This is a genomic window from Methylophilus sp. (genome assembly GCF_008015755.1).
GTDB lineage: Bacteria > Pseudomonadota > Gammaproteobacteria > Burkholderiales > Methylophilaceae > Methylophilus.
On the sequence record NZ_SSGF01000008.1, the window covers coordinates 36,150 to 53,599 of the forward strand.

A 17,450-nucleotide genomic window follows, 5' to 3' on the forward strand; every position below is an offset into this window, starting at 1 on the left:
TGCGGGTTTTTTATTTGCCAATACAAAAGCGGCTAAAAATTTCACCCAACAAATCATCTGGCGTGAATTCACCAGTAATAGACCCCAGCGCCTCTTGTGCGCAACGCAATTCTTCGGCTACTAATTCTGCGGCATGCATTTGCAACATGGCGTGATGCAAATGTTGCTCAACTTCTTGCAATGCTTGCAAATGTCGCGCCCTCGCCATGAACACACCCTCGCCACCAGGCTGATATCCCACAATCTCTAGCAGCGTTTTTTTCAGGTTGGCAATACCATCGCCTGTCTTGGCCGATAAAAACACGTGTTGCTCATTTTCGCGTTTTTCAATGCGCGATGTTTCACGTGAAACATCTATCTTGTTATGTACCCAGACTTTTTTGATCTCTGACGGCAACTTTTGCAAAATTGCCGTTTCTTGCGCGCCAACCCCATGTTGGCTATCTACCAACAACAAAGCCACATGCGCGGTTTCAATCGCCTTCCAGGTGCGCGCAATACCCACTTGTTCTACCGTATCTTCGGTCTCTCGCAGACCAGCGGTATCAATCACATGCAGCGGCACACCTTCAATCTGGATAACACTTTTAATCGTATCCCGTGTGGTGCCTGCAATCGGTGTCACAATCGCCACCTCTTCGCCAGATAATGCATTCAGCAAACTAGACTTACCTACATTAGGCTGACCTATTAATACAACATTAATCCCTTCGCGTAATAAGACACCTTGCTTGGCCTGGTCAAAGATATGCTGTAACGTTGCTTGGTTCGCCTGCAATTTTTCGCGCACGCGCCCCTGTGTGATGAAATCAATTTCTTCTTCAGGAAAATCCAGACACGCTTCAACATACATACGCAAATCGACCAACTGTTGCAGCAAGGCCTGTATCGCTTGTGAAAACTCACCCGAGAGCGATCTTACCGCGCTGCGTGCAGCTTCTACCGTGGCGGCATTAATGAGGTCAGCAACAGCTTCTGCCTGTGCCAGGTCGAGCTTATCGTTTAAGTAGGCGCGCTGGGTAAACTCGCCAGCTTGTGCATGACGCGCACCGCATTCGATGCAACGCGCGAGCAACATTTGCATCAGCGCTGTGCCACCGTGTGCCTGCAGCTCCAGTACATCTTCGCCGGTGTAAGAGTGTGGGTTGGGGAAATAGATGGCAATGCCACGGTCAATGAGCGTGGCATCGGCTTGCAAAAACGGCAGATAAGCCGCATGGCGTGGGGCAGGGCAGTGGCCTAAAATTTGCGCAGCAATTTCTGCTGCTAACGGGCCAGACACCCTAACCACCCCAATGCCGCCCGCACCTGGTGCGGTGGCGATGGCGGCAATGGTGTCTGTTAAAGCTGGCTGATTATTTGCCATGTCCTTTTTTTGCCACAGCTTCGGCATGAATCATGCGGTTAATCGCCCATTGCTGCCAGATAGACAGAATGTTGTTCACCAGCCAATATAACACTAGGCCAGCCGGGAAGAAGAAGAAGAAAATACTGAAAGCCACTGGCATGATTTTCATCACTTTGGCTTGAATCGGGTCGGTTGGTGGCGGATTCAAAAAGGTTTGAATAATCATGGTCGCACCCATGAGCACCGGCAAGACAAAGTAGGGGTCTGTCGCTGACAAATCTTGAATCCAGCCAAAGAACGGCGCATGGCGCAACTCAACAGAGCCCAGCAATACCCAATACAATGAAATAAACACAGGAATCTGCACCAAGATAGGCAAGCAGCCGCCCATCGGGTTGATCTTCTCTGTGCGATACATTTCCATCATGGCTTGCTGCAGCTTTTGCTTATCATCACCAAATTTGTCTTTCAGCGCTTGCATACGCGGCGCGATTTCACGCAGATGCGCCATATTACGGTAGCCAGAAGCAGACAATTTAAAGAAAGCGGCCTTGATCAGAATAGTGAGCACAATGATGGCAATGCCCCAGTTTTTTACCAGGTCGTGAATATGGGTCAACAACCACATTAACGGTTTGGCAATCACGGTCAGAATCCCGTAATCAACCACATACTCCAAACCAGGGGCAGCAGCCGCTAAGTCATCTTGCACTTGCGGACCACTAAACAGTTTGGCATCGACCGTTTTGCTGCTTCCGGCGGCGATTTCACCCACAGGTAAGATAGTACCAATCGAGAAATCATGTTCACTCAATTTAGTGGTGTAGAACTTGCGCTCAGCCGACGATTGCGGCACCCAGGCACTGACAAAATAATGTTGTACCAAGCCTACCCAGCCATCTTTGGCATTAATCGACACATCTTTTTTGGCCATTTCATCAAATTTGACCTTATTGTATTTGTCTGCCTCGGTGAAATAAGCACCGCCAGTAAAAGTTGGCATCATTTTAGAGCCCTGGTTGGACTCATTATCATGAATAATCTGATAATACACAGAAGGTGAGATCGCTTTATCGCTATTGTTTTTGATCTCGTAAACAACATCGATCAAATATTGACCACGGTGAAAGCGATATACCTTATCCACAGCCACGCCATTGGTTTCTGGCGCAGTTAGACGCACTTCTAATGTGTCCTGGCCTTCTTGCAAGGTGTAATTAGTCTCAGCCGAAGTGAACATCACATAATGGGTAGGCAAACCATCACCTTTAAGACCGGTTTGCGCCACATATAATTTATCTGCACTGGCGTCACTCATCAGCTCATAAGGGCCTGAATTATCGTCGGCCTGATGTTCCAGCAAAGATAACTGACGCAAATCACCACCAACCGTATCAATCACCGCCGCATAGCGGTCTGTTTTAACCGCAATACGTGTCCCTTGACTTAATTTAAAGCCATTTTCTTGTGGTTTGTCCGCAGGCGAGGTTTGCACCGCCGCCTGTTGCACAGCTGGCGCAGGCGTATGCTGTTGTTGCCACGCATCCCACAACAACATAATTGAAAAGGAGAAAATCACGAACAGTATTAAACGGCGAGTATCCATAAGGTTTCGTTTTACAAGTCTAAGGAAGGGGATCCACACCACCGGGATGCCATGGATGGCAGCGGCCAATGCGGCGCAAAGCTAACAGGCTACCATGCCAGGCACCGTAGTGCTGTAATGCCTCAATGGCGTAGTGTGAACAGGTTGGATGGAAACGACATTGACGGCCCAGCCAGGGGCTTAACCCCCACTGGTAACATTTTACTAATGTAATCAGTATCGTTTTCATCAGAATTGTTAGGAAACGGGTGCGATTTTTTTTAGTCTAGCCAGTAATTGTGACAAATCACGTTGTATGGCCGGAAAATCATCATGCTGAAAAGCCTTGCGCACTTGTAGCACGACATCAAAGCCATGGTCGACCAGAGAGGGTTGTGCCCGCAACAATTCACGCAAGACGCGCTTCATATAATTGCGTTTAACCGCCAGCTTGGCGACTTTTTTCGACACAACCAGGCCATAACGATGATGGTCTTGCTGGTTAGGCATGATGTTGGCAAACAGCCACTCACCATAAAACCGTTTCCTGAAACTAAAAACGGATGAAAATTCATCCGTTTTTTTTAGCTTGTACAATGTCATGCATTGAGTTTCAAGCAATGCATCGTCAAGGATTACAGACCCAGACGTTTACGACCTTTGGCGCGACGAGCAGCAATCACTGCGCGGCCACCTTTGGTTTTCATGCGTACCAGAAAGCCATGGGTACGTGCACGACGGGTTTTAGATGGTTGATAGGTACGTTTCATTATTAAACTCCTGCCAATAGTGGCAATTAAACTGTCGTCCGGCAACGCTGATTAAACAGAGAATATTTGCCGATTCCAAAAACCCTTAATTAAACAGCAAATCGAGACCTTATGTCAATGATTTTTTTTATTTTATTATAGATCATGGCTGTGGATAACTCAGATTAAAACGTTTAGAATGTCAGCCATAGGTCAAGGCGACTATCGCCACACGACCACGTCTTCTGCCACTCTTCCTGGCAATTATAACGAACAAACGCAAACAGTGCCTGAAACACGGAAACGGGCTGAGTTTTTGCTGACACTTTTAAAAAAGCACTGGAGCAATGGAAAATTTTTGGGCCTATTGTTTGCTGAAGTTCGAAAAAGAGCTCTCGGCACAACAATACAATACCTGGATTAAACCCCTCAAAGCACGCGTCAATGGTGAGGCGGTGCAGATTGTCGCGCCTAATAAATTTGTCATGCAATGGGTAAAAAGCAAATTTTTTAGTCGCATTGCCACCATCGCCACCGAATTATCGCCCAGTGCGGTGGTTGAACTGATTGTCGATACTAGTGAACAAGCCGCACCCGCACCAAACCCAGCCCCGATTAAAGCCGCACCGCCTCAATCACCAGTAGAAGCAGTAGTCGCAGCAGCACAAGCTCAATCTTCAAGAGTCATTGATAAAAAACCGGTGAGTAACCGCGCGCCAGCCAAGCATCTCAGGTCTGAAAAAAGCAGTGGCCTTAATGATAGCTTTCTGTTTGATAACTATGTGACAGGCCGTGCCAACCAGTTAGCGCGGGCCGCGGCAATTCAAGTCGCAGGCAATCCTGGTCAGGCTTATAACCCCTTGTTTATTTATGGTGGCGTCGGCCTGGGTAAAACCCATTTATTGCAAGCCATCGGCAACGAACTCAAAAAAGCCAAACCAGAGGCCAATATACGTTATCTGCATGCGGAACGTTATGTCTCTGACGTGGTGAAAGCCTACGAAAACAAGGCATTTGACGAATTTAAGCAACAATATCACTCACTCGACTTGTTACTGATTGACGATATTCAGTTCTTTGCTAAAAAGACCCGCACCCAAGAAGAGTTTTTTTACGCCTTTAACAGCCTGATTGAAGAAAAAAAACAGATTGTCATCACATGCGATACGTATCCTAAAGAGATCGTTGACATGGATGAGCGCTTGCGAACGCGCTTTAGCTGGGGCCTGACAGTGGCGGTTGAACCGCCGGAACTGGAAATGCGTGTGGCCATTTTGCGCAAAAAAGCCGAAAACCTCAAAATAAACCTGCATGAAGATGTGGCTTTTTTTGTCGCCAAGCAAATCCGCTCTAGCGTCCGTGAGCTTGAAGGTGCTTTAAACCGTATTATCGCCATGGCCAACTTTACCGGCCATGCCATTGATGTGCATCTGGCCAAAGACGCTTTACGCGACCTGATTGCGGTACGCGGCCGCCAGATTACCATTGAAAACATCCAGAAAACCGTGGCTGACTACTACAAGATTAAAGTCAGCGACATGTTTAGCAAAAAACGTTCTCGTAATGTCGCCAGGCCACGTCAAGTGGCTATGTCTTTGGCGCGTGAATTAACCAATCATAGCTTCCCGGAGATCGGTGAAGCCTTTGGCGGTCGTCACCACACTACGGTGATGCACGCCTGTGAAGAAATTGAACAATTACGCCTAAATGACCAAACATTAGCAAGAGACATCGGTTTGCTAACGCAGGTCATTCGCGATTAGCTAAAAAAATTTAGCAAGACAAGCTGTGGATAAGTTGAGAATGAGGTGTGGTTAAATATTGCGTATAGACAAGATAAAATCAGTTTACAATATCAGCCACAAACCATGCATGTTTAAACCGCAATTTATGCACAAGCTAAAATGTTTGTAAGTCTTTGAATTAAATTAATTTTTAGAGTTACCCACAAAAAAGTCGTACATTACTATTAGTCTTATCTTTTATATATTGAAATAAAGTTATTAATCAGGTCAGGCCATGCAAATCAAAATCAACCGTGAGGTTTTGCTTAAACCCCTCAATAGTGTCACTGGCATCGTAGAGCGCAGACATACGCTGCCCATCCTTTCTAACCTGCTGGTGAACATCAAGCAGCAAGAAATGCATCTGACAGCCACTGATCTGGAAATGCAAATTTCACTCAAGGTCAACAGCGGCATTGAAGGCGAATTGAGTACGACGATTTCTGCTAAAAAGTTGCTGGATATCTGTCGTTCATTGCCAGATAGCGCGTCTATTGAAATGAATAACCAGGATAATCGCATCACACTCAAAGCAGGTAAAAGCCGGTTTAACCTGCAAACCTTGCCTGCGGCTGATTATCCTTTGATGAGTAAAGCCAGCGGCCAGAACATTAGTTTTAGCCTGGCGCAATCAGAGCTTAAACGCTTGCTCAAGCAGGTGGAGTTCGCCATGGCGCAACAGGATATCCGTTATTACCTGAACGGTTTGTTGCTCGAAGTAAATGGCAACCAGCTACACGTGGTAGGCACGGATGGCCATCGTTTGAGTTACACCAACACTACACTCGACCAAAGCTTTGAAAAAACAGAGGTCATTTTGCCGCGCAAAACAGTGCTGGAACTGACCAAGTTACTCGATGAGCAATCAGAAGCTCCGGTGGTGATTGATTTACTTAATGGCCAGGTGAGTTTTGAGTTTGGGGATATCCAGCTCATCAGCAAAGTGATTGATGGCAAGTTTCCGGACTACAACCGCGTGATTCCAACCGGTCACCAAAATACGTTTATGGTGAACCGGGTGGCGATTTTAAGTGCGTTGCAACGTGCTTCAATTTTGTCCAACGAAAAATATCGCAGTATTCGTATGGTGATTACAGCAGGCTTACTCAAGTTGATTAGTACTAACACTGAGCAAGAAGAAGCCGAAGAAGAAGTGGAAATCGACTACAGTCAAGTTCCTTTGGATATTGGCTTTAATGTGACGTATCTGATCGATGTGCTGAATAACCTAAGTGATGAGCAAATTGAGTTTGCCTTTGCCGATGCCAATAGCAGTTGTCTGATTACTGCTGCCAGCGATAGCAACTATAAATACGTTGTGATGCCAATGCGCATATAATGCACGCACTCGTGTTTCACGTGAAACACGCTGCAGTGACTTTTAATCTCAATTAAAGAAACTTTTGTTATGGCAGAGCCACAAGAATATAACTCAGACAGTATCAAGATTTTGGAAGGTTTGGACGCCGTACGTAAGCGTCCCGGCATGTACATTGGTGACACGTCAGATGGTTCTGGTTTGCACCATATGGTATTCGAAGTGCTCGATAATGCGATTGACGAAGCGCTGGCAGGCCACTGTGACGACATTAAAGTGATTATCCACCCGGATAACTCGATCAGTATTTCTGATAACGGCCGCGGTATTCCTACCGATATTAAAGACGACGACAAACATGAGCCTAAACGCTCTGCGGCTGAAATCGTCATGACCGAATTACATGCCGGTGGTAAGTTTGACCAAAACTCTTACAAAGTCTCTGGCGGATTGCATGGCGTCGGTGTGTCTGTGGTCAATGCCTTGTCAGACTGGCTAAAACTGAAAATTTATCGCAAAGGCAAAGTGCACCAGATGGAATTTCATCGCGGTGTGCCACAAGCGCCATTAGCGATCACCGGCACCACAGACAAAAAAGGCACAGAAGTGCACTTTCTGGCCTCGGTGGAAACATTTGTGCTGGTTGAATATCACTTTGAAATTCTGGCCAAGCGGATCCGCGAATTATCTTTTTTGAATAATGGCGTCAAAATTGAGCTGATTGATCAACGCACCGGCAAGTCTGAAAACTTTGCCTTTAGCGGAGGCATCAAAGGTTTTGTCGAGTACATGAACCGCACAAAAACCGTGCTGCATCCAAAAGTGTTTTACGCCATCAGCGAAAAAGACAATATGACGGTAGAAGTAGCGATGCAATGGAACGATAGCTACTCTGAAACCGTACAGTGTTTTACCAATAATATTCCGCAACGCGATGGTGGCACACACTTGACCGGCTTGCGTACAGCGATGACACGCACGCTGAACCAGTATATCGAGCAAAACGAATTTGCTAAAAAAGCCAAGGTTGAAACCACAGGCGACGATATGCGCGAAGGCATTACCTGCGTGTTGTCAGTCAAGGTGCCTGATCCTAAATTCTCCTCACAAACCAAAGATAAACTGGTGTCTAGCGAAGTGCAGCCAGTGGTGTCTGAGATTGTGGCAGCTAAACTGGCTGAGTTTTTAGAAGAAAATCCGGTCGATGCCAAAATTGTTTGCGGCAAGATCGTAGAAGCCGCGCGTGCACGAGAAGCTGCGCGTAAGGCGCGTGAAATTACACGTCGTAAAGGCGTGATGGATACTATGGGTCTGCCAGGCAAACTGGCTGATTGCCAGGAAAAAAATCCAGCCTTGTCTGAACTCTACCTGGTCGAGGGTGACTCAGCGGGTGGTTCAGCCAAACAAGGCCGTGACCGTAAGTTCCAGGCGATTTTGCCGCTCAAGGGTAAGATTCTCAACGTAGAAAAAGCACGTTTTGACAAACTGCTGGGCTCACAAGAAATCGCCACGCTGATCACAGCCATGGGTACCGGCATTGGCAAAGATGACTTTAACCTAGAAAAACTGCGTTATCACCGTATCATCATCATGACAGATGCGGACGTCGACGGTGCGCACATCCGTACCTTGTTGCTGACGTTTTTTTATCGCCAAATGCCAGAGTTGGTCGAAAACGGCCATATCTACATTGCGCAACCACCGCTCTATAAAGTCAAACAAGGCCGCGATGAGCGCTACCTCAAAGACGAACACGAGCTGGACGAATACCTGCTCAACTCTGCCTTGCGTGATGCCGTGCTGGTGACTAAAGAAGGCGGCGACATTCTAAAAGATGACGCCCTGACCAGTATCGCCAAACAAATGGTGCTGACAGAAGCCGTGATCCGCCGTATTGCCAACCTTTATGATGAAAGCGTGTTACGCGCGATTCAAGATTTGGGTGACCTCGATTTGAGCACAGAGTCTGCTGCCAATGCAGCCGCTGAAAAACTGCGTCCTATCCTTGGTGCCGTCGGTTCTGAAGTCATCGTTGCACAAGACACTGAAACCAGTGCTTACCGCCTCGAAGTGAACAAATACGTGCACGGTAACCTCGAAAGTTGCGTGATTGATGCTGCATTCTTAAGCAGTGGCGATTATCGCCAAATCAACCGCACCTCAAACATGGTTAACAACCTGTTAGGCGAAGGCGCATTGATCAAGCGCGGCGAAAAAGAGCAAAAAGTCAGCACCTTTAAACAGGCGCTGGACTGGTTGCTGGGCGAAGCCAAACATAACCTGAATATTCAGCGTTATAAAGGCCTGGGCGAGATGAACCCGGAACAATTGTGGGAAACCACCATGGACCCTACCGTACGTCGCTTACTCAAAGTGCAAATTGAAGATGCCATCGGCGCCGATGAAATCTTCACCACATTAATGGGCGATAACGTGGAACCACGCCGTGCATTTATCGAAAGCAATGCACTCAGCGTCAGCTCACTTGATATTTAACGAATTGTTGTAGGTTCTCACCTAAAACTTCATTTTTCTCATTTTTCTTCATAAAGGGTCCGTTAGGGCCCTTTTTTATTTCGATTAAATCAAGCAAGTGGATTGAAAAAAATCAATCCGTGAGAAAGAATGCTCATCAAGGTAAAATGTAAGAAAAGTCATAAAACCATGTCAAAAACCAACGAAGCACAAGCCAGAATAAAAATTAACAGCTTACTCATAGAGTCAGGTTGGCGCTTCTTTGATGATCAAAACATCAAGGCAAATGTAGTTCTAGAGCCGAATGTAAAACTTACCAAAACACAAATAGATGACTTTTACTAAAGACAAGCCAACCACAAGAGACCCTAGAGAACAAGAAAGACGTTTGTTATTGGATACCTATCAAACGTTTGGCTGTGATTCAGGTGAGCCAACATTCAGATATTCATTACTTGATGGTGTTCGCGATGGATTTCTGATTAACCCAATTGTGGTGGATGCCAGAACAGAAATAACAACCAAGTTAATCTCAGAACAGGGTTATGCAGTCACCATCACCAACGGTGATAATGGTCAGCAAGAACAAAGCTATGTTTCAAAAGATTTTGAGAAGAAATTTTTCTCAGAGTCTACAAACACTATCTTCTGCGAGACATTTATTAAAAACGGTCTGCGAGACCCAGTAACACAAGAGTTTGGTAAGGGAATAGTCTTTGCAGTGAGCCAAAAACATGCAGAGAAAATCACGCAATTATTAAACACGCTTGCAGATAAAGTATGGCCAGGTAAATATCAATCAGACTTTGCCGTACAGGTGACTTCAAGTATTCCAGAGGCACAGCAATTCACCATCAACTTTACCAATAACAACTTGCTTGGTTCAGCCAACTTCAATCCGCATTACAAAACTAGCAAAGCCAGAGTCTGTGTGACAGTTGGTATGATGACCACGGGTTATGACTGCCCAGATATATTAAATTTGGCGATGATGCGCCCAATCTTTTCACCCTCAGATTTTGTGCAAATCAAAGGTCGTGGCACACGCAAACATCACTTTTTAGAGCAACTATTTGATGAATCAATCAAACCACTGATTACCGAACCAGACAAAAAACAATTCAAATTATTCGATTTCTTTGCAGTCTGCGAATACTTTGAAGAAAAGTTTAACTACGATGGAGCAAATTACTAGCCCCTGAAATGGGCGGACAAGACACGCTTAATTTATATTCAGAAGCCATTACCAAAATGACCGAGAATACCCATTTGCCAGTGCTATTCAGGGATATTTTCAAAAATGCCTATTTACCCTATCGCGACCCAGAAACACTACGTGCATTTCTCAAAGAGATTAATACCTTTAGCTACGACCACTCAGAACGATTGGGCGATGCTTTTGAGTATTTGTTATCTGTGTTGGGTAGCCAAGGCGATGCTGGCCAATTCAGAACGCCACGCCACATTATTGATTTTATTGTTAAAGTGATTAACCCACAAAAACAAGAGTCAATTTTAGACCCAGCCTGTGGCACGGCGGGTTTTCTGATTTCAGCTTGGAAATATATTCTCGAAAACAACAAAACTAATAAAGCAGGCGACAAACTTAAACCAGAAGAAAGAGCAAAACTGGCCTCCAATATTCATGGTTACGATATTTCACCAGACATGGTGCGACTATCACGCGCTAATATGTACCTGCATGGCTTCACAGACCCACATATTGATGAGTACGACACTCTGACATCAGAAGACAAATGGAATGAACACTACGATGTCATTTTGGCAAACCCACCCTTTATGTCACCAAAAGGCGGTATCAAACCTCACAAGAAGTTTTCAATTGCGGCATCGCGTTCAGAGGTGCTTTTTGTTGATTACATACATGAGCACTTAACACCTACAGGACGGGCAGGCATTATCGTACCAGAAGGTATTATTTTCCAAAGTGGCACAGCTTATAGGTATCTAACAACTATTGATAAAAAAACAAAATTTGAACAAATTGCTCTTGCCTATAAGCATTTGAAGGTTGAGACTGGACTTCACCCGCTCTGCTAGACAAATCATAATGTCTAAAACAGAACGGAGTAAGTTACATGAAGGGTATCAGATACACGGACGAGTTTAAGTTCGAAGCTGTAAAGCAAATCACAGAACGCGGTCATGATGTCGCGGATGTTGCTCAACGCCTTGGCGTATCAACAAAGAGCCTTTACAAATGGCGGCATGAAATTGAGCTTCAAAAGCGCCCTGGAGTGAGCGCAGATGTTGTCGCACTAAAACAAGAAGTTGCTAGGTTGAATGCTGCGCTCAAAAGGGCTACTGAAGAGCGGGATATCCTAAAAAAGGCCGCCGTGTACTTTGCCAGCCAGCCCGAGTGAAGTACACATTTATTGACCAGCACCAATCCCAATTTAAGGTCAGCAGCATGTGTCGTGTGCTCAAAGTACACCGCAGTGGTTATTACGCATGGAAAGCTTCCCCTTTATCTCAGCGAGCCATTGATGACCAAAAGCTACTGATAGAGATTAAGCAGTCCTATGATGAGAGTTATGGCATTTAAGGGAGCCCGCGCATTCATCGAGACTTACGGGAGGCTGGTATTCGTTGTGGAGTAAAGCGAGTGGCTCGCTTGATGAGCCAAGCCAACATTAAATCCATACGTGGCTACCGTCGTCCTCGACATGTCTCAGGTAAACCATCGATAGCTTCTCCTAACAGGTTGCAACAGCAGTTTAGATTCAATCAGCCAGATGCAGCCTGGGTCACGGATATTACCTATATTCGCACATATGAGGGCTGGCTGTATCTTGCTGTGGTGATAGATCTCTACTCCCGCACTGTAGTGGGTTGGTCGATGAAGCCAACAATGGCGACTGAAATCGTCTTGGATGCTTTGTTGATGGCTGTATGGCGACGTAAACCAAAACAACCGGTCATCATTCATTCAGACCAGGGTAGCCAGTTTGGTAGCGATGACTTTGCCCGCTGGTGCAAAGACAATCGGCTTATTCCCAGCATGAGCCGTCGTGGTAATTGCTATGACAACGCCGTGGCAGAATCCTTTTTTAGTAGCTTAAAGAAGGAACGAGTGAAGCGAAAAATCTATGCATCAAGAGAGGAAGCTAAATCAGAGATATTTGAATATATCGAAGTGTTTTACAATCGAAAACGGCGTCACAGCCATCTCAATCAGCTGAGTCCAATGGAGTTTGAAAAGTTACAGATTGGAACCTGATAATCGTCTAGTAAAGCGGGTGAAGTCCAATGTGAGTAAGTTATATTACTCACAACGTTACTCACAAAAATGTTGGATGTCAAACGACGACTTTGGACAATTTTGGACATAAAAAAACCCGTAAGTCATTGATTTACGGGTTTAATCTTACTTCTTTGTACTATTACATGGTGCCGGGAGCCGGAATCGAACCGGCACGCCTTGCGGCGCTGGATTTTGAGTCCAGTGCGTCTACCAGTTCCGCCATCCCGGCATGGGATATAATGTTGGACATCTCAAAGACAGCTATTATAACCATAATTTTGATTTATGAAAACTCTAGATTTCGATTTTTACCTTCCCGCCCACTTAATTGCACAACATCCGCTGCCCAACCGTTCAGAAAGCCGCCTGCTTGAAGTCAATGCAATAGCGCAAAGCATCCGGGATAATTATTTCCGCCAGATTGCCGATCACTTTGAGGCTGGTGATGTGCTGGTCCTTAATGACACTAAGGTGATCAAAGCCAGGCTGTTTGGGCAAAAGGCTACCGGCGGCCAGATTGAGGTGATGATAGACCGCGTGCTTTCGTCGCAAGAGGCTTATGCGCAAATCAAGTCTTCGCGCTCGCCCAAAGCAGGCAGTTTGCTGCATTTATCCGGCGACTATCAGGCTGAGGTGTTAGGCAGGCATGCTGATATGTTTCATATCCGCCTGCTGGGTGATGAGTCCTGGTATGACTTTCTGGAACAATATGGCCAGTTGCCGTTGCCACCTTACATTGAACACACAGCCGATGCGGCAGATGACACGCGTTACCAAACCGTATTTGCCAAACACGCAGGCGCGGTGGCGGCACCGACGGCGGGCCTGCATTTTGATGAAGCCTTGTTACAGGCGCTCATTAATAAAGGCGTTCATGTGCGCTACGTGACATTGCATGTGGGCGCGGGGACGTTTCAACCGGTGAAAGTCGACAATATTGCCGAGCACCATATGCATAGCGAGGTTTACCATTTGCCTGAAGAGACGATTAGTACGATTTTGAATGCCCGCGCCAATGGCAAACGCGTGACGGCTGTAGGCACGACTTCGCTACGCACGCTGGAAAGCGCTGCACATGCGGGCAAGCTGTTTGCGCATCATGGCGACACCGATATTTTTATTACGCCAGGTTTTGAGTTCAAGTTGGTCGATCGACTGATCACGAACTTTCACCTGCCGAAAAGCACCTTGATGATGCTGGTTTCTGCGTTTGGCGGCTATGATTTGTTGCGCCAGGCCTATGCGCATGCGATTGATCAGTCTTACCGTTTTTTCAGTTATGGTGACGCGATGCTAATCACGCGTGCACCATCCTCGAAATCTTAAAACTTGCGCGTTAAAATACAGTCTATTAAACACCCATAAAAACAGGATGACGGAGCTATGCAATTCACCCCAAAAATATTGAGCGTACTGGCACTTTCTTGCCTGGCGTTATCAGCCCAGGCTGAGATTTTGCCTGAGGCAGAAGTCGGCGTGAAAATCCCCCTGGTTAAAAAACCAACCACACGCCCTATGGCCGTGGCTTATTTGCCCAGCAACCAACACTATTACATTGCCGATGGCGGCCTGGCGCCGATGGGCAGCGAATTCGAGGCGCCAATTTCAAAGTCTGAGGTGCACGCTTTTACCGCAGACGGTAGCTATGTCAACTCGGCCAAACCTGGCTACGACAATCGCTCGCTGTATTACAACCCAAACTCCGGCAAGCTGGAAACCATTACTTACAACATCTCCAGCGCGGTAGGTTTTTCACCCAACACTGGCATTTACAGTCTGGATGTAGGTGACAAAGGCGAGCTGCTGGAGACCTCGGGGGATGTGGCGCAGTTTAACCCTGCGTTTGGTGATGCAGGCACCATGCCCAGCTACGACCCCGTGAGCAAGCATTATTATGCCAAGCAGGACAGAGGCAACCTGGTATTTGTGGTCGATGCAAAACAGCGCGAAAAACTGCGTGAAATCAAACTCGACTTTGCCAAAGCCCAAGTCGCGCATGACGACGTCAGCGATCACTATATTGCGTTCACTGGCGTGGCTGGCAACGAGTTGGCCTTGCTGGACGTGGACCACAAAGCCGTCTTGATTTTTGACCTGAATGGCCAGTTTGTCGGCAAAAGCGCGCTGCCTGCGACCATGAAGCTACGCTCACAAAACCACTTTAATGGCTTGGGCTATACCAACGGCATGATGTTTATCTACCATGAGCCAGAAGGTGAGTTTGGCACCTATTACGGCTTTAAAGTGGTCAAATAAGGACACTCGCTGGATAAGTCACAGATAATAAAAAACCGCGCGATTGCGCGGTTTTTTATTGCATTTCAACCATTACTGGCTGGCAACATTCAGTTTGGGTGACGCAGCAAGCGGGTCATAATGCCAGTGATTGCGCCAGGCACCCACTACCAGGTTAGGGTAATCAGGCTTGCCCAGACTGCCGTTATAACGGCCTAGGGCACGGTAATAATCGCCCCGCTCAATATCCAGATAATGACGCAAAATCGTGCAGCCATAACGCAGGTTTAAGCGCATATCAAATAAATTATGCTCGTTGGTGCCGATAGACTTTACCCAAAACGGCATCACCTGCATATAACCACGGGCACCGACGCTAGACACTGCATATTTTTTAAAGCCGCTTTCGACGTGAATCAGGCCAAGCACCAATTGTGGATCCAAGCCAGCACGCGTTGCCTCATAGTGCACAGACTTCAAAAAGTCTTCACGGTATTGTGCGTCAGGTATGCGCTTAGCCAAACGGGCGGACATCTCCTGCAACCATTGTTGTGCTGAGAGCTCGTTATCAAATAACAGGCGCGGCGCGGCGAGATCGCTGACAGACTTTTGCATCAGCGCCTTGACGCTATTGGCCAAGGGCTCTTCTTTTTGGTTGCCAGCAAAAGACGGCGCTGACCAGGCACACAGGCCAGCCAGCAAGAATGCAAACAAAAAGAAGAATGCTTTTTTCATTGCGTCTATTGTAGTTAAATTCATCCCGCCAAAGGCGCCAAATAAAGGGATGAAATCCCCCTAATTACTGACAAATGAAAACCAGACTAAGTGGCTGCGCGGGCAAATTGCTGTGTTGCGCAATACTCAGGGCGTCGCCGTACTATTTGTACTGTCTCGGCGCTTGCGTTCCGGGCGCTTTGCACCTTATCCCGCTCGCGCACTTATTTCGAGTTTACACAAGTTTGTCACGCAAAAACGCCACACATTCAGTCACTTGCAAGTTTTGTGCCTCCGCATCGGTGCGGCCTTTGTATTCCACTTTACCCTCAGCCAAGCCACGGTCGCCAATCACTACACGGTGTGGAATACCCATGAGGTCGCTTTCAGCAAACATCACACCCGGGCGTTCGCCACGGTCATCCAGCAACACATCAACGCCTGCCTGCTGCAACTGGGCGTAGAGATCAAACGCCGCCTGCTTCACAGCCTCACTCTTATCGAGGCCAATCGGGCAAATCACCACGGCAAATGGCGCCATGCTTAGTGGGAACACAATGCCTTTTTCGTCATTGCCCTGCTCAATGGCCGCGCCGACAATCCGTGACACGCCTATGCCATAACAGCCCATTTCCATCACTTGCGTCTGACCATTTTCGTCCAGGTAAGTCGCCTGCATGGCCTCGGAGTATTTGGTACGCAATTGGAAAATATGACCCACTTCAATGCCGCGGCATAAATTCAAGGTGCCTTTGCCGTCCGGGCTAGCATCGCCAGTCACCACATTGCGGATATCGGCCACCACGGCTGGCTCTGGCAAATCGCGGCCAAAATTGACCCCTGCCAGGTGAAACTTAGGCTTATTGGCGCCACAAACAAAATCACTCATGAGGGCAACGGTTCTATCTGCCACCACGCGCACGTTAGCGTTGACGCCAACCGGGCCAATAAAGCCAGGTGGGCAGCTCAAGTTAGCGCGAATTTCTTCTTCGGTCGCCAGGCGGAACTCAGTGACGCCATCGACCTTGCCAAACTTCACTTCATTGAGTTGATGGTCGCCACGCAACAAGGCCAGCGTAAACACATCATCCACCATCAGTGCGACGGATTTTACGGTCTTGCTGACAGGCACCTCCAGCAACTTGGCGACGTCTTCACAGGTGGTTTGCTTGGGCGTATCCACTTCGCGCATCGTTTCAGTCGCTGCCGCACGGCTACCCGTAGCAACTGCTTCGGCCAGCTCAACGTTGGCCGCGTAATCAGACTGCTCGCAATAAGCCAGTGCGTCTTCACCGCTGTCTGCCAGCACGTGAAACTCTTGCGAGCCATCGCCACCAATCGCGCCAGAGTCAGCCTTCACTGCGCGAAACTTCAAACCCAAACGCGTAAACACATTGCTGTAAGCCGTGTGCATGGTGTTGTAGGTATTCACCAGACAATCGGCACTGGTATGAAAAGAGTACGCATCTTTCATCAAAAACTCACGCGCACGCATCACGCCAAAACGCGGGCGAATCTCGTCACGGAACTTGGTCTGAATCTGGTAAAAATTGAGTGGCAATTGTTTGTAACTGCTGATTTCTTTGCGTGCGATGTCAGTAATCACTTCTTCATGCGTGGGGCCAAAACAGAAATCACGCTCGTGACGGTCTTGAATCTTGAGCATTTGTGGGCCAAACACCGCCCAGCGGCCAGTCTCTTCCCACAGCTCTTTTGGCTGCACCGCAGGCATCAGCAATTCCAGCGCACCTGCTTTGTTCATTTCGTCGCGCACAATGTTTTCAACCTTGCGCAACACACGCAAACCCAACGGCATCCAGCTATACAAACCACTGCCCAGCTTTTTAATCAGCCCGGCACGCACCATCAGTTTGTGGCTGATCAACTCAGCGTCTGAAGGGGCTTCTTTTTGGGTAGCAATGAAAAATTGTGAGGCGCGCATAAGAATAACTTTTAATTAAAATCTGAAAGCGCGAT

General features: G+C 47.2%; 15 protein-coding genes, 1 tRNA gene and 1 pseudogene. 9 read left to right on the forward strand and 8 right to left on the reverse strand.

Features of this window, described 5'->3' with window-relative positions:
* Window positions 1-10: 10 nt before the first annotated feature.
* From mnmE to rpmH, 5 genes are read right to left on the reverse strand one after another with little or no spacing between them, the layout of a single operon-like run.
* Entirely contained in the window at window positions 11-1,366 is a 1,356-nt protein-coding gene (mnmE, locus tag E6Q52_RS04180) for a tRNA uridine-5-carboxymethylaminomethyl(34) synthesis GTPase MnmE (RefSeq protein WP_292818880.1), read from the reverse strand.
* Window positions 1,356-2,954, reverse strand: a complete 1,599-nt coding sequence (gene yidC, locus E6Q52_RS04185) for a membrane protein insertase YidC (RefSeq protein WP_292818881.1) — start codon at window positions 2,952-2,954, stop codon at window positions 1,356-1,358. Before yidC ends, mnmE begins: the two co-directional genes overlap by 11 nt.
* Before the next feature lie 19 nt (window positions 2,955-2,973).
* A complete protein-coding gene (yidD, locus tag E6Q52_RS04190; protein WP_292818883.1) occupies window positions 2,974-3,183 on the reverse strand; it encodes a membrane protein insertion efficiency factor YidD in 210 nt (69 codons plus the stop codon).
* Between the two features lie 8 nt (window positions 3,184-3,191).
* The gene (rnpA, locus tag E6Q52_RS04195) at window positions 3,192-3,536 is read right to left on the reverse strand and encodes a ribonuclease P protein component (RefSeq protein WP_292818885.1); all 345 of its coding nucleotides are present in this window, start codon (window positions 3,534-3,536) and stop codon (window positions 3,192-3,194) included.
* Between the two features lie 32 nt (window positions 3,537-3,568).
* Window positions 3,569-3,703, reverse strand: coding sequence for a 50S ribosomal protein L34 (rpmH, locus tag E6Q52_RS04200; RefSeq protein WP_018987191.1), 135 nt, complete (start codon window positions 3,701-3,703; stop codon window positions 3,569-3,571).
* Window positions 3,704-4,029: 326 nt separating this feature from the next.
* On the opposite strand from rpmH, the gene dnaA reads away from it, so the two are divergent.
* From dnaA to E6Q52_RS04235, 7 genes and pseudogenes are all read left to right on the forward strand, one after another.
* Window positions 4,030-5,445: a chromosomal replication initiator protein DnaA gene (gene dnaA / locus E6Q52_RS04205; RefSeq protein WP_292818887.1), complete on the forward strand. Its 1,416-nt coding sequence runs from the start codon at window positions 4,030-4,032 to the stop codon at window positions 5,443-5,445.
* A 256-nt stretch (window positions 5,446-5,701) separates the two neighbouring features.
* Window positions 5,702-6,805 carry a DNA polymerase III subunit beta gene (gene dnaN, locus E6Q52_RS04210; protein WP_292818889.1) on the forward strand — a complete coding sequence of 368 codons (1,104 nt, stop codon included), beginning with the start codon at window positions 5,702-5,704 and terminating at the stop codon, window positions 6,803-6,805.
* A gap of 69 nt (window positions 6,806-6,874) precedes the next feature.
* Window positions 6,875-9,280: a DNA topoisomerase (ATP-hydrolyzing) subunit B gene (gene gyrB, locus E6Q52_RS04215; protein WP_292818891.1), complete on the forward strand. Its 2,406-nt coding sequence runs from the start codon at window positions 6,875-6,877 to the stop codon at window positions 9,278-9,280.
* 168 nt (window positions 9,281-9,448) lie between these two features.
* Window positions 9,449-9,604 (forward strand): hypothetical protein, encoded by a 156-nt coding sequence (locus E6Q52_RS04220; protein WP_292818893.1) that lies wholly within the window; start codon window positions 9,449-9,451, stop codon window positions 9,602-9,604.
* Window positions 9,591-10,454: a hypothetical protein gene (locus E6Q52_RS04225; protein WP_292818895.1), complete on the forward strand. Its 864-nt coding sequence runs from the start codon at window positions 9,591-9,593 to the stop codon at window positions 10,452-10,454. Before E6Q52_RS04220 ends, E6Q52_RS04225 begins: the two co-directional genes overlap by 14 nt.
* Window positions 10,455-10,462: 8 nt before the next feature.
* Complete coding sequence (locus E6Q52_RS04230) at window positions 10,463-11,320, forward strand: N-6 DNA methylase (RefSeq protein WP_292818897.1); 858 nt, start codon at window positions 10,463-10,465, stop codon at window positions 11,318-11,320.
* 38 nt (window positions 11,321-11,358) lie between these two features.
* Window positions 11,359-12,500 (forward strand): annotated as a pseudogene (locus tag E6Q52_RS04235) (IS3 family transposase).
* A 168-nt stretch (window positions 12,501-12,668) separates the two neighbouring features.
* On the opposite strand, the gene E6Q52_RS04240 reads toward E6Q52_RS04235, so the two are convergent.
* Window positions 12,669-12,753 (reverse strand) — tRNA-Leu (locus E6Q52_RS04240).
* Window positions 12,754-12,809: 56 nt separating this feature from the next.
* Here E6Q52_RS04240 and queA point away from each other — a divergent pair.
* A complete protein-coding gene (gene queA / locus E6Q52_RS04245; protein WP_292818899.1) occupies window positions 12,810-13,850 on the forward strand; it encodes a tRNA preQ1(34) S-adenosylmethionine ribosyltransferase-isomerase QueA in 1,041 nt (346 codons plus the stop codon).
* Window positions 13,851-13,907: 57 nt separating this feature from the next.
* Window positions 13,908-14,780 (forward strand): hypothetical protein, encoded by an 873-nt coding sequence (locus E6Q52_RS04250; protein WP_292818901.1) that lies wholly within the window; start codon window positions 13,908-13,910, stop codon window positions 14,778-14,780.
* 72 nt (window positions 14,781-14,852) lie between these two features.
* Here E6Q52_RS04250 and E6Q52_RS04255 read toward each other — a convergent pair whose 3' ends face one another.
* Both E6Q52_RS04255 and E6Q52_RS04260 read right to left on the reverse strand, forming a co-directional pair.
* Window positions 14,853-15,494 carry a lytic transglycosylase domain-containing protein gene (locus tag E6Q52_RS04255; RefSeq protein ID WP_292818903.1) on the reverse strand — a complete coding sequence of 214 codons (642 nt, stop codon included), beginning with the start codon at window positions 15,492-15,494 and terminating at the stop codon, window positions 14,853-14,855.
* Between the two features lie 214 nt (window positions 15,495-15,708).
* Window positions 15,709-17,415 (reverse strand): proline--tRNA ligase, encoded by a 1,707-nt coding sequence (locus tag E6Q52_RS04260; protein WP_292818905.1) that lies wholly within the window; start codon window positions 17,413-17,415, stop codon window positions 15,709-15,711.
* Window positions 17,416-17,450: the final 35 nt, after the last annotated feature.